The 13,407-nt window shown below is 60.9% G+C and carries 14 protein-coding genes; all 14 read left to right on the forward strand.

Annotated features, from left to right (window positions below):
- Positions 1-28 precede the first annotated feature (28 nt).
- Positions 29-1,006 (forward strand): FecR family protein, encoded by a 978-nt coding sequence (locus AC1DUY_RS22265; RefSeq protein ID WP_478117139.1) that lies wholly within the window; start codon positions 29-31, stop codon positions 1,004-1,006.
- 237 nt (positions 1,007-1,243) lie between these two features.
- Positions 1,244-3,013 (forward strand): ShlB/FhaC/HecB family hemolysin secretion/activation protein, encoded by a 1,770-nt coding sequence (locus AC1DUY_RS22270; RefSeq protein WP_478117141.1) that lies wholly within the window; start codon positions 1,244-1,246, stop codon positions 3,011-3,013.
- A gap of 53 nt (positions 3,014-3,066) precedes the next feature.
- Complete coding sequence (locus AC1DUY_RS22275; protein WP_478117143.1) at positions 3,067-5,007, forward strand: DUF2341 domain-containing protein; 1,941 nt, start codon at positions 3,067-3,069, stop codon at positions 5,005-5,007.
- A gap of 5 nt (positions 5,008-5,012) precedes the next feature.
- Positions 5,013-5,417 carry an ExbD/TolR family protein gene (locus AC1DUY_RS22280; RefSeq protein ID WP_068731594.1) on the forward strand — a complete coding sequence of 135 codons (405 nt, stop codon included), beginning with the start codon at positions 5,013-5,015 and terminating at the stop codon, positions 5,415-5,417.
- A gap of 7 nt (positions 5,418-5,424) precedes the next feature.
- Positions 5,425-5,904: a hypothetical protein gene (locus AC1DUY_RS22285; protein WP_478117146.1), complete on the forward strand. Its 480-nt coding sequence runs from the start codon at positions 5,425-5,427 to the stop codon at positions 5,902-5,904.
- Positions 5,901-6,626 (forward strand): TonB C-terminal domain-containing protein, encoded by a 726-nt coding sequence (locus tag AC1DUY_RS22290; RefSeq protein ID WP_478117148.1) that lies wholly within the window; start codon positions 5,901-5,903, stop codon positions 6,624-6,626. The genes AC1DUY_RS22285 and AC1DUY_RS22290 overlap by 4 nt, the downstream gene beginning before the upstream one ends.
- Positions 6,627-6,688: 62 nt before the next feature.
- Complete coding sequence (locus tag AC1DUY_RS22295) at positions 6,689-8,548, forward strand: putative porin (RefSeq protein WP_478117150.1); 1,860 nt, start codon at positions 6,689-6,691, stop codon at positions 8,546-8,548.
- Positions 8,549-8,550: 2 nt separating this feature from the next.
- Positions 8,551-9,144 (forward strand): hypothetical protein, encoded by a 594-nt coding sequence (locus tag AC1DUY_RS22300; protein WP_478117152.1) that lies wholly within the window; start codon positions 8,551-8,553, stop codon positions 9,142-9,144.
- Complete coding sequence (locus tag AC1DUY_RS22305) at positions 9,144-10,208, forward strand: peptidylprolyl isomerase (protein ID WP_478117154.1); 1,065 nt, start codon at positions 9,144-9,146, stop codon at positions 10,206-10,208. Before AC1DUY_RS22300 ends, AC1DUY_RS22305 begins: the two co-directional genes overlap by 1 nt.
- Before the next feature lie 27 nt (positions 10,209-10,235).
- Positions 10,236-10,733, forward strand: coding sequence for a YbjN domain-containing protein (locus tag AC1DUY_RS22310; protein WP_478117156.1), 498 nt, complete (start codon positions 10,236-10,238; stop codon positions 10,731-10,733).
- A 19-nt stretch (positions 10,734-10,752) separates the two neighbouring features.
- Entirely contained in the window at positions 10,753-11,586 is an 834-nt protein-coding gene (locus AC1DUY_RS22315; RefSeq protein ID WP_478117158.1) for a lytic transglycosylase domain-containing protein, read from the forward strand.
- A gap of 27 nt (positions 11,587-11,613) precedes the next feature.
- Positions 11,614-11,976 (forward strand): hypothetical protein, encoded by a 363-nt coding sequence (locus tag AC1DUY_RS22320; RefSeq protein WP_478117160.1) that lies wholly within the window; start codon positions 11,614-11,616, stop codon positions 11,974-11,976.
- Positions 11,977-12,003: 27 nt separating this feature from the next.
- Positions 12,004-12,804 (forward strand): S1 family peptidase, encoded by an 801-nt coding sequence (locus AC1DUY_RS22325; RefSeq protein WP_478117162.1) that lies wholly within the window; start codon positions 12,004-12,006, stop codon positions 12,802-12,804.
- Between the two features lie 50 nt (positions 12,805-12,854).
- Positions 12,855-13,283 (forward strand): hypothetical protein, encoded by a 429-nt coding sequence (locus AC1DUY_RS22330; protein WP_086937012.1) that lies wholly within the window; start codon positions 12,855-12,857, stop codon positions 13,281-13,283.
- Positions 13,284-13,407 lie beyond the last annotated feature (124 nt).

The following is a 13,407-nucleotide window of genomic DNA, read 5'->3' on the forward strand; positions in this document are numbered from 1 at the left end:
AAGCTTCCGCCTTTTTGGTGGTGATCTCGTGAGCGCCCCTCTCGACGAAGCCGACTTGCTCGAGCGTGCGGCGGACTGGGTCCTGCTGCTGCGTTCCGGCAAGGCGACGACTGAAGATGCCGAGCAGCTGCAGCTTTGGCGCCGACGGAGCGATCTGCATGAGCAAGCCTTTGTTCAAGCGGTGCGCCTGTATCGCGATCTTGGCGCGATGGGAGCGGAGCTCGAGAACCGCAATGTCCGTCCCTTCGTGGCACGTGTGTCCGCCGCAAAACAGATGGTCAGCCGTCGTAGCCTGATCGGCGGCGCGCTTGCGGCATCCGTCGCGGGCTACATGATCGTAAAGCCGCCGCTGGAGATGTGGCCATCGCTAGCCGAACTGTCGGCGGACTATCGGACGGCAAAGGGTGAGCAGCTCGACGTCAAGCTGGCATCGAATGTCGCGCTCAAGCTGAACACCCAGACCAGCATCGCCGTTCGTGGGAATGATGTGAACCCGCGGATCGAGTTGATTTCCGGAGAAGCTGCGATCACCACGCGGCGCGACAGCTTCGAGCCCCTGGTGATGATCGCTGCGGATGGGCAAATTACTTCCAGCGCCGCAGATTTCAACCTGCGATGCATCGACGGTGTTGTTCTCGCGACATGCAATGAAGGCTCGGTGACCATCTCGCATGGCGGACGCAGCGTTCGGCTCGGCCGCGGCGAGCAGGTTAGTTATTCGGCGTCAGATCCTTTGGGGCGGCCGGTGTCGATCGTCGATGCGGGTTCTTCGAGCGCGTGGCGTGAGAAACTGCTGATCTTCCGCGATCAGCCGCTGTCGGCCGTCGTGGCTGAAGTCAATCGTTATCGCCCTGGTAAGATCGTCGTGACCAATGCGCAGCTTGGCCAGCGCCTCGTCAACGGTACGTTTCACACTGACAAGCTTGATGATTTCGTTGCGCAGGTGCGGCAGCTTTTTGCCGCCAACGTGCGCGCGCTGCCGGGCGGCATCGTCCTGCTGAGCTGACTGCTGTCCTCTCTCTTTCTCTTTTCTCTTTGGTTGTCTTCAAACCGTCGCATGTTGCGTGTTGCGCGCAGTATTCTTCGCGACCGTTTTGCTACCGCGCTCTGTCGGTGATTCGGGTGGCACCAACCTCTTAATTTTCTTTTGCGGGTTGCGACCGGCCCAAACGTCTTCAAGACGTAGGGACCTGAACATGGGCGTGCGGCTCGTGCTCGGTGTGCCCTCTTATGGGCTTGATATATGCTTCTTCTGAATAGAGACGGTGTCGGCGCAGGCCGGGCAAAGCAACACTTCCTGCGTTGTTCGGCGCCAGCCGCACTGATGCTCGCGAGCATCAGTGTTATTTTTGCATCGACGGTCACCGCCGATGCGAAGCCGAGCCAGCAATCGGATAAGCCCTCGGCCACTGTCAAGCCCGCAGCGGACGGCAAGGACGCGAAAGCCGCAGCGGATGCCAAGCAGGCGCCGGCAGCGCCATTGCAGCGCTTTGATATCGATGATTTCGCCGTGCAGGGCGCCGACACCCTGCCGCAGATCGATGTCGAGGAAGCGATCTATCCGTTCCTTGGCCCCGGCAGGAGCGCCGATGACGTGGAGAAGGCCCGAGCCGCGCTTGAAAAGGCCTATCACGACAAGGGTTTCCAGACCGTCAGCGTGTCCGTTCCGCAGCAGAATGCGTTGACCGGACGCGTGATCCTGAAGGTTTCCGAACTCAAGGTCGGTCAGGTGCGCGTCAAGAATTCGCGGTATTTCGATCTTGCCAATATCAAGAACCGCGCGACGTCGCTGAAGCAGGGGGCGGTACCGAACTTCAACGATGTGACGCGCGACATCGTCAGCCTCAATCAATGGCCTGATCGCCGCGTCACGCCGGCGCTGCGTGCGGGCGTCACCCCCGGCACGGTCGATGTCGATCTGGCGGTCGAGGACAAGGCGCCGATTCACGGCAGCCTTGAAGTCAACAATCGTCGCTCGCCCAACACATCGGCCACGCGCATGATCGGTACCGTGCGCTACGACAATCTGTGGCAGCTCGGTCACTCGTTCAGCTTCACCTATCAGGTTGCGCCGGAAAACAAGAGCGATGCCGAGGTGTTTTCGGGCTCGTATCTCGCGCGTGTCGAGGGTATCGATTGGCTGACACTGCTGGTTTACGGCGTGAAGTCGAGCAGCGACGTTGCGACCGTGGGCGGCATGAACGTGATCGGCCCCGGCCAGATCGTCGGTGGCCGTGCCGTCATGACGCTGCCTGCGCGCGATAACTTCTTCCACACGCTCTCGGCCGGTATCGATTACAAGCACTTTGATCAGACGGTGCGCGACTTCACCGGCGGCTTCTCGACTCCGATCACCTACTATCCGTTCGTCGCCAGCTATGGCGCGACGTTCCAGGCAGAGAAGTCGCTCACGCAGCTCAATGCGTCGGTCACGGCGAATATGCGCCCATCGAGCAGCGACTGGATTGCTTTCGACAACAAGCGTGCCTGGGCTTCCGGCAGCTTCTCGCATCTGAACGTTGATCTCACGCATACCCACGAACTGCCTGAAGGCTTCCAGCTCTGGGGCAAGATGCAGGGCCAGGTATCGGATGGCCCGCAGGTATCCAGCGAACAGTTCAGCGTCGGTGGCCTCGATACGGTCCGCGGCTATCTTGAGTCCGAAGTTCTCGGCGATGACGGCGTCGTCGGCAATCTCGAACTGCGCTCGCCCGATGTCGGGTCGATGCTGCAGAAGGAAATGAAGGACGAGACCGGGCAGGGCACACCGCGTTTCGTGACCTTCAACGAGTGGCGTTTCTTCGGCTTTGCGGATGCCGGCCATGTGCGCGTGCAGCGCCCGCTACCTGAACAACAATCGAAATTCGATGTCTGGAGCTACGGCGCAGGCACGCGTTTCAAAGTCTTCGACGGCGTCAACGGCATGCTCGCCTACTCGGTGCCCATGATCAGCCAGGCCTATTCGCAGGCCGGCTCGGGACGCGTCAATTTCCGACTTTGGGGTGAATTCTAATGGCTATGGGGTCTGGTCAAATGAGCAATGGCATTTCGGTCCTGCGCCGACGAATGAAAAATGCGGCTGCCGGGCTTGCGCTCGGTTTCGCTGCCTCGATGACGCTGTTTCCGTCCACAGCAAATGCCTGGTGGAACGACGAGTGGCAGCTGCGCAAGAAGATCAATATCGATGTCAGCGCCACCGGCGCCAACATCACCGATCCGATCGGCACTACGCCGACGCTGGTGCGTCTGCATATCGGCAATTTCCGTTTCAGCGTTGCAAAGGATGACGGTAGCGATCTTCGCTTCGTGGCCTCCGACGACAAGACTCCGCTGAAGCATCACGTCGAGAAATGGGACTCGCTGCTCGGCGAGGCCCTGGTCTGGGTATCGCTGCCGAACGTGGCACCGGGCGCCAAGTCCGAGTTCTGGATCTACTACGGCAACAAGAAAGCCGCCGCGACCAACGACGCCAAGGGCACCTACGATGCCGATACGGCGCTGGTCTATCACTTTAACGAACGCGGCACGCCGGCGATCGACTCGTCGGTCTGGGCCAACAACGCACAGAGCGTCGGCCAGCCGGCTGACGGTGCGCTGATCGGTACCGGTCTGCGTCTCGACGGCCGCAACATCGTCACCTTGCCGGCTTCGCCCTCGCTCGGCATGGCTGACAGCGCACCATTCACCTGGTCGGCCTGGATCAAGCCGGCTGCACCGCAGCCCAACTCGGCGCTGTTCAGCCGTCGTGATGGCGCAAATGCACTGATCATCGGTCTCGACAATGGTGCCCCATTTGTCGAGGTGAGCAATGCGGCCGGTACCCAGCGCAGCGGCGCTGGCGCGCCGGTCGCTGCAAATTCCTGGCACCATCTCGCCGTCGTTGCGGCGAGTGGCACGGTCACCGTCTATCTCGACGGCGCGGCCTATGCGACCGTGGCCGCGACGCTGCCGGCACTGACCGGCGTTGCCCGGCTTGGCGGAGATTCCGCGCCTCCCGCCGTCGCGGCGCCTGTCGCGCCTGCAGCCGATCCCGCGGCACCTGCTGTCGACGGAACAACGCCTGCTGTCGAAGCGGCTCCAGCGCCCGTCGCTGCAGCGGCGATGGCCGGCTTCGTCGGTGACATCGACGAACTGCAGATCGCAAAGATTGCGCGCTCGGCCGGCTTTATCAAGTTCTCTGCCGTCGAACAGGGCAGTGAACCCGCCAAGCTGATCACATTCAGCGCCGATGAAGAGACCGCCAGCTGGCTGTCCGGTCACTTCGCCATCATCCTGAAATCGGTCACCATCGACGGCTGGATCGTTATCGGCATCCTGATGATCATGGCGATTGCGAGCTGGTTCGTGACCTATGACCGGGTCACCTATCTGAAGCGCCAGGCCAACGCCAACGACCGCTTCATGAAGAGTTTCCGCAAGCTCGCCGATAACCTTACTGCGCTCGATCGCGGCGAGGCTGACGAGAATGCGGCTGTACTGGGTAGCCGGATCACCGACGATGAAGCGCAAGTCGTTCGCGCCTCCTCGCTCTATCGCATCTATCACGTCGGTGCCGAGCAAATCAGTCATCGCTTCACCAATAACGACAAGCTGATCCGCCTCAGCGGTCCGGCAATTGCGTCGATCCGCGCATCGCTCGACAGTGCATTCATCAAGGAAAGCCAACGTCTCAACAAGATGATGGTGGTGCTCACCATTTCGATCTCGGGCGGACCGTTCTTGGGTTTGCTCGGCACCGTGGTCGGCGTCATGATCACCTTCGCGGCTATTGCCGAGAGCGGCGACGTGAACGTCAACGCGATCGCGCCGGGTATCGCGGCGGCGCTCGTCGCCACCATCGCCGGGCTCGTGGTCGCGATCCCCGCGCTGTTCGCCTACAACTATCTCGTCACCCGCATCGGCGAACTGACCACCGACATGCAGGTCTTCATCGACGAGTTCGTGACCAAGATGGCCGAGGCTTACTCGCTTGAAGCCGTTGTGGATCACCGTCAGGCTGCGGAGTAACAACTGTGCAGCTCCAGAGCCGTAACAAACCCTATGACGACATCAATATCACACCGATGTTGGATCTGGCCTATGTGTTGCTGATCATCTTCATCGTTATGACGACGGCGACGGTGCAGGGCCAGAAGGTCAATCTACCAAAGGCCTCTGCAGCGCCAAGCCTGGCGACGCAGACCACCAAGGCGATCACCGTGTCCAATGACGGAAAGATCTTCCTGGACACCATTCCGGTGACGCTGCCCGAGCTCGAGCAGCGCCTGGTCCAGCAAAAAGCTCTGACGCCGGAATTCCCGGTGGTTCTGCGCGGTGATGCGCAGACCCAGTACCAGAGCGTCATGGATGTGCTTGATCTGCTCGGCCGTGTCGGCCTGTCCCAGGTCGGTCTCGCCACCAAACCACTCGTGAAGTAACACGCCGATGCACAGCGCCAGCCACATTCCTGACGAAACCAAGCGGGCGTTCGCGACCCTGTGGTCCTGGTTGCGCCGTGGGGCGTCGAAGAAGGAATCGATCCAGGTCGATTTGCCGCTTTACGGGGACTCGGAGCCGAGCCTGCATCAGGAGAACGGCACCGTGCTGCAATTCCCGCTGCGCGGCGAGGCGCTGTTGGTGCGATTGGCGGAACTGTTGCGCCGCCGGGTGGCGGAGCTCGTTCCGCAATTCGATCGTCTGTTGCTGACATTGTCGCGTCATCCGCTGTTGCGGCTATCGATCGATGAAAGCGCCTACATCGAATTCGATACGCAGAGCACCGAATTCGACCTGGTGATCGAAGCGCCAAGCGGGACGCGGATGATCATCCAGACGACGGACTTCGATGCAGTAGTGAAATTCGTTCTGCAATACGTGGTTGAAAAGCTGTCCGACGAGACAGTGCTGGAGGCTGCTGCGTCGTGAAGAATTCATTCGAACAGCAACAGGACGAGGACGCGCGGAGCAGCCGGACTGCCTATATCCGTTACGGAAGCGCCGTCGCCGTGATCACGGTGATGTTTGCCGGTGGTTGGTACTTCATGAGCGGTGGCAGCGATGTGCCGGCGCCGAAGCAGGTTCGCGAACTCACGGTTGTGAACATCGTGCCACCACCGCCCCCGCCACCTCCGCCGCCTCCAAAAATGATGGAGCAGCCGAAGGTGACCGAAGAGACCAAGATGGTCGAACAGCCGCTCGAGGATAAGCCCGTCGAGAAGCCGGCTGACGATCCTGTCAAGGACGCCAAGAACGAGGAGCCGCCGGGACCGCTGGCGCTCGACGCCAAGGCGACCGGGCCGGGCGATCTGTTCAATCTCGGCAGCAAGGTCGGCGGCAGCCCTTATGGCGGTCGCGGCGGCGGCGGCAGTCGTTGGGGGTGGTACGCATCGATCGTGCAGACGCAGATCGAAGCCGCGATCCGCGCCAACGAGAAGACCAAGAATGCGGTGATGCAGCTGCAGTTTCGCATCTGGGCGGACAACACCGGCCGCATCAGCCGCGTCGAGCTCGTCAACTCGAGCGGCAGTCCGGAAGTGGATGCCGCGGTTCGAAGCGATGTGATCGGCCGTTTGACGCTACGCGAACCGCCGCCCACCGACATGCCTATGCCCATCAACATCCGTGCGACCGGCCGGAAACCAACTTAGTTCGCTCGACCGGGGGACGGTCGGGAATACGCATCACGTTATCACTAGGGGACTCGAGACCGATGTTTGACAGAAAATCCGATATCGCCTGGCGCCTGGCGCCGCTCGCCGTATCGATGTGCGCACTGGCCTGTACCGTTCCTGCCCTGGCGCAGGATGGCGGCGGTCGTGCCGATGGCAAACGTCCGGCAGTGTCGCGCGCCAAGCCGATCTCGCCGAACTCGACCGCAAGCTTGGTCAATCTGCTGGTGAAGCAGGGCGTGATCACCGAGGAACAGGCAACGGCGCTGATCAAGCAGGCTGATGACGAAGCCTATGTCGCCCGCGAATCCGCCAAGGGCGCAACGGCGCGTGCGGAAGAAGCCGCAAAGACCGCCAACGCCGCCTCGGCCGCGGCGTCACCTCCGGGAACGAAGCACGTCACCTATGTGCCCGAGATCGTGAAGCGCCAACTGCGCGAAGAAATCAGGCGCGATGTCATGGCGCGTGCACATAGCGAGAACTGGGCGTCGCCAGGCAAGTATCCGGAATGGGCACAGCGTATCCGTTTCAGCGGCGACATGCGCGCGCGTTACGAAGGTCAGTTCTACCCGACCGGAAATGATCCGCGATTCTATAATTTCAACGCAATCAATACCGGCTCGCCTTACGAGCTTTCCGACAACAATCCGTACTTTGCGCCGACGATCAACACCAGCCAGAACCGCGATCGTGCACGCCTGCGCGTTCGTCTGGGTGCCGATATCGACATCGCCGACAGTTTCGTCGGTGGCTTGCGCATCGCAACGGGTGATAGCAATTCCCCGGTGTCTCTGAACCAGACCATGGGCGGCAGTGGCGGAAATTTCTCGAAGTACTCGCTGTGGCTCGACCGCGCTTTTGTGCGGTATCAGCCGTCGAGCGATTTCAACGTTGCGGTCGGTCGGTTCGACAATCCGTTCTGGTCGCCCACCGATCTCGCCTGGCATCGCGATCTTGGTTTTGACGGTATTGCTACGCAGATCAGGCACGAAGTGTCGCCCGGCGTAACGCCGTTTTTCGTGGCCGGCGCCTTCCCGACTTTCAATTCGGATCTGAACGTCGGCTACAATATCGACCAAAAGGACTTCAAGGACGGACTGCCAGGGAAATATAGAAGTAACGACAAATGGATGTTCGGTGCTCAGGCCGGCGTTGGCGTGAAGTTCGATCCGCAATCGAGTTTCCGGCTCGGCGTCGCCTATTACGATTTCACGAACACTCAGGGGCGTGGCTCGTCGCCTTGCTTCGCGGTTGGCCCGTCTGACGTCTGCGATACCGACCAGACACGTCCGTCGTTTGCGCAGAAGGGCAACACTTACGTCACATTGCGCAATATTCTGCCGGATGGATCGGTGACCCCTGCGACGCAGCCGTTCTATCAGTACTTCGGTTTGGCCAGTCAGTTCCGCCCCGTAGTTGTTAGCGGTCAACTTGATCTTGGCGACTTCCATCCAGTCCATGTCGTGATCGATGGTGAATACGTCAACAACACGGCCCTCGACCGCAATGCCATGCTCGCTCTTCCGCGTAACGTCGCCAATAACGCCGGCACGATCGGCAACAACACCGCTCCTACGTCGGATGGTTCGATCGGTGCTTATGACGGCGGTAATCAAGGCTGGATGGGCCGCGTGACCGTTGGTCATAAGGAAGTCAAACGACTGTGGGATTGGAATGTCCACGTAGGCTACAAGTACCTCGAATCCGATGCCACGATCGACGCGTTCGCCGACTCTGACTTCGGCCTCGGTGGTACCAACCTCAAGGGTTACTTCATCGGCGGTAATGTCGGCATTGCAGACAATGTCTGGGCGTCGCTCCGCTGGATGAGTGCCAACAACATCGCAGGCGGTCCCTATGCCGTCGACGTCGTCCAGTTCGACCTGAATGCGAAATTCTGATCATGACCAGACATTTGCTCACTGTCGTTGTTGTCCTCTCGTCGTTGGCAAGCGTGGAAGCGCATGCCGATGCCGAGTCGGACAAGCTTCGCGATGCCCTGCGTAGCGCAACGGCCCAGACACGTTCCCTTGAAGATCAACGCTCGGCATTGCAGGCCAAGGTCGCCGATGCCGAGCGTGAAAAGGCGGCACTGACTTCCCAGATCGCTGCGGCCAAGGCCCAGGTCAAGGAAGTCGAGAAGACCCATCGTGAAGCGGTGGACGAATTCAACCAGCGTCTGGAAGATCGCAATCAGACGCTGGAAAAGTGGAAGGGCGCCTATGAGGAAGCCGCCACGGTCGCGCGTACGAAGGACGCCGAGCGCGCCAAGTTCGAAGGCGAAGCGACGGCCTATAAAGCCAGCACCAAAAGCTGCGTGGCCAAGAATACCCAGCTGATGAAAGTCGGCCGCGAATTGCTGCGTCGCTACGAAGGCGTCTCGTTCGGCGACATTGCCGTGATCAACGAACCGTTGATCGGCGCCCGCCGTGTCGAGGTTCAGAACATCCTGCAGGACTACGACGACAAACTGCTTGAGCAAAAGGTTATCCAATAATGCCTACGCATTCCTCCATCTTCGCAACGAGCTTCGCCATTGCAGGCGTGTCTGCCCTCATGCTGACGGCAGCGCACGCACAGGCACCGGTTCAACCGACGCAGCCACGCGTGGCTCAGGCGCCTGCACCGGCGAAGCAGAAGGCCGCTGCTCCAGCAGCTCCGGCTCCGGTTGCTCCGGCGCTAGCTGCTCCCGCAGCGGCTGCGAGCACTGTGGCGTCGGCAAAGGCATCGGGCGAAGTGGTCGCTCGCGTCGGCAACAACGATGTCGGTGCGGACGATCTGCGCGCCTATCTCGCGACGCTCGGACCGCGCGAGCAGGCTGCGGTGGCTCAGGACCCGGCATTGCTGAGCCAGGCCGTGCGCATGATGTTGGCCAATCGCCTGGTGCTGCAGGAGTTGAATGCCAAGAAGTGGGACCAGCAGCCCCAGGTCACCGCCCAGCTGCAGAAGCTGCGCGAGAATGCGCTTGTCGAACTGTATCTTCAGTCGGTTTCGAATCCGCCGGCGAACTTCCCGTCGGATGACGATCTGCAGAAGGTTTATGACGCCAACCGCGGGGCATTTCTGGTGCCGCGGCAATATCAGCTGTCGCAGATCTTCATTCCCATGGCGAAGGATGCGGACAAGGCAACCGCCGACGCCGCCAAGAAGAAGCTCGACGAAGTTCAGAGGAAGCTGAAAGCGCCGGGTGCCGACTTTGCCGGGATCGCGCGTGCAGATAGTGCTGCGGGCGAAAGTGCCGAGCGCGGTGGCGATCTCGGCCTGCTGCCGGAAGATCAGATCCGTCCGGAAATCCGTGCGCAGATCACTGGCCTCGCGAAGGGTGGTGTGTCCGATCCAATTACGCTAGACGATGGCTACCACGTCATTCGTCTGGTTGACACAAAAGTGCCGTATACGCGCACGTTGCCGGAAGTGCGCGAACAACTTGTTCGCCAGATCCGCACTCAGCGCGCGGCCGCGTTGCGACAGAACTACCTCGCGGAAATGCTCAAGCAACAGCCGCCTATCATCAACGAACTCGCTCTTGCCAAACTGCTCGATGACAAGGCGCGGAACTAACAAGTTCGCAACTCAGGAGTTTCTGTAATGACCGATACCAATCTCGTCAGCGTCACGCTGGAATCGCTTCGCGATCTCATGCAGAATTCGGGCTACCGGGTCGATCTGGTTTCCGATCCCGCAGCCAACATCTCGCTGCTGCGCTCGTCGACCGCCGGCTTCGGCTTCGATGTTCGCCCCGGCAATCGCCTGGCAGCGGACGAGAACAGCTTCGTGGATTTCACGTTCAGCGCCTGGCTGAACATCGAGGGCGAGTTGCCGCTGGACGTTGTCAATCGCTGGAACGCGCTGCGTCGCTTCGGTCGCTTGCAGGTCGTTCCGGGTTTCCTGGCACTCACCATGGACGTATCGCTGATCGGTGGCGTTTCGCCGAACAATGTGCGCGCCAATGTGGAGATCTGGGATCATCTGGTGCAGGCGCTAGTGCCGTATCTGCGGGAGGAACTGCAGAAGCTTACCTCACAACAGGCGAACGTTGCTCCTGCGGCGCCTGATCAGTTGCCCGCCGAAGCCAAGGTTGCCTGACAGGACCCGGGATAAGTTCGTGCTCTCTTCCGCAAGCCACCGTGCTTCCCTCGTCATCCGGACTGCCTGCAATGCGGGCGCCCGGATGGCTCTTGGCGTCGGCTTGCTGGCAGCATGCATTGTCCCGTCGCTGGCTCAAACCATCGAGAACACCAGGGTCGCTTCGGTGCAGACCGAAGTTGCGGAAGCCCAGACTGATGCTGTGACTTCCGACAAACAGCGAACGGATGCTCCGCCGGCGTCGCCGATGGTGCCGGTCGCAACGTCACGCGCAGCCAATCCGCGTGCGCTCTACCGTTCGTTGATCGAGCAAGAAGTGCGTCTAACGAGCCTTCCGGCGGATGTCGCCGAAGCGGTGATGGGTGTGGAGAGTGGCTACGAGCCGAGCCGGATCGGCGCTGACGGCGAGATCGGCTTGATGCAGGTGATGCCGGCGACGGCGCGCATGCTCGGCTATTCAGGCGACATGGCTGGCTTCGCCGCGCCCGAGGTCAATATCAAATATGGTGTGCGCTATCTCGCGCAAGCGTGGTCAAAAGCCGGCGGCGATCTGTGTACGGCGCTGATGAAATATCGTGCCGGCCATGGCGAGACACGGTTCTCGCAATTGTCGGTCGATTATTGCACGAAGGCGCGGGCACGTTTGGCTGCTAAAGGTTATCCGCTGACCGGAACGGTGCCGGTTGCCACATTCGGTTTCCGCCCGGGTCTCGGTGGCGGCACGGCGATGGCGAGCTGCCGTAAGCGCTGTCTTACGTTGGGTGGCGTCGGCCGTGTGGACTTCGCAGCGCTAAACAATCGTCTCGCGCAGGTTGCCATTCAGATCAACGTCCCGAAGACGGCAGGAAAGTGAAGCGTAATGATCGCCAGGCTTTCCATCATGATCTGTTCCGTCTTGCTGTCGATGCCGGCATCGGCACAACAGCCGCCGCCAGCTGATGCACCAAAGCCTGAGGTGATCATCGGTGGTCAGGCAGCGCCGACGCGTACGTTCGAGCGCTGCGTAGACGTGGAGATCGGCGGCTCGCGGAGTTATGGTTGTCTCAATCAAACGCTGAAGCGGGATGTCGACAAGGTCAATCCGAGCCTGAACCTGCCGCCGATTGACGCCCGTTCGTCCGATACCCGGATCGGGATCGTGAACCTGCCTGGGGTTCAGCAGCAATATGGTCAGAACTACGGTCGCTCGATCGTGCCGTTCCGACTGCCGCAGCCGACGTTCAATGGCAATCCGCGGCGTTAGCCAGACATGTCTGTCCCGATATTGCCGATGACCGTCGCGCCTCCGGATCGCTTTGCGCAGCCGGGCAGGTCAGGCATCGCCAGATGGTGCGCCAGAGTGATCCTGTTGGTCGTCCCGTTTGCCGCGGGTTCGGTGTCGCCGGCTCGGTCTCAATTCCTGTTGCCAGCCCGAACCGACGTGCCCGTGCTTGCGCCGCCGAAGCCGTTGACGCGCGCTGATCTCCCGCCGGTGGAGCGCGGTGAGCGCGCGGGTACAGGGTTCTTCGTCGATGATGCTGGTCATGTGCTGACGGCGCGCCATGTGGTGCAGGCCTGCGGCCGTATCATGGTGCAAAAAGAGGGGCGCACCAGCGCCGCCCGACTGGTGGCCGTCTCGACACCCTATGATCTGGCCTTGTTGAAGACCGCGAAAACGCGTGGCCTAGCTGCTACATTCCCGCGCAGCATTGCTTCCGCTCCCAATGGCATCGTCTTCGCGGCCGACTACGCGAATTTGCCGACATCGCTGGCCAGGGGAGCGATGCTCGCCAACGCATCCGTGGGCACGACCAATGGAAGTGACGAAGCCGGGCATATCGCGCTCAATACCAACATCACCTTCGGCGCGAGCGGCGCGCCGGTTCTGGACTCGCGCGGGCTCGTCGAAGGCGTTGTCAGTCGCAAGACCGCTGTCAATCGCGTGCTCGCTGTCGGCGCTAATGGCGCAAAGGCGTTTCTTGCTGCCAGCAATGTGCGGCTTCAGGAAGACGATCGGCCTCAAATCAGCGGCTCCGCATCGCGGGCGCATCGGGCGGCAAGTATTTCCGCACGCGTCATTTGTTTAAATTAGAGGGCGTCACCATGAAACGAACGCGCAGCTCTTTCACGGGAGCCCTGAGAATGGGCAAGCTACGTGCACTGCTTGCTTCCGTCGGCCTGATTACGATTGCGGCGTCGCCGGCGATCGCTCAAGGTCTCGATTACCGCAGCCCTGACGCCGCGCCACCGGCGTGGGGGCAGTTTGCGAAGCTGGTGAAGTACAGGTTCGAGGAATGGATTTCTGCCGATGAAGCGATCGCCAATCGCTTCCGCTCCTGGCTGAAAGAGACGAACGGCACTCAGAATGGTGCGCCGGCATCGCTCGTCGTTAAGGCCTGGCTCAACCCCGATGGCACCGTTGAACGAGTATCATTCGCGCCGTTCAAGGACGAGCGCGCCAACACCGATCTGCGCACCGTTCTGACCCGCGGCAATATCGGCGAAGCGCCGCCGCCAGAGATGTTGCAGCCGATCAACCTGCGCTTCTCGCTCAATCTATCGAAAGACTAGCGAGGAGCCAGAAGTGGAAGCGAGGACGCCTGCCAGCCAGCTGAGCCACCCACAAGAAATGCGACGTCGCAGTTCACTCCCACACTCTATCTTTCCTGGAAGATTTGATTATTGCGCGCAGCGG

The sequence above is a fragment of the Tardiphaga sp. P4_G1 genome (assembly GCF_056401215.1).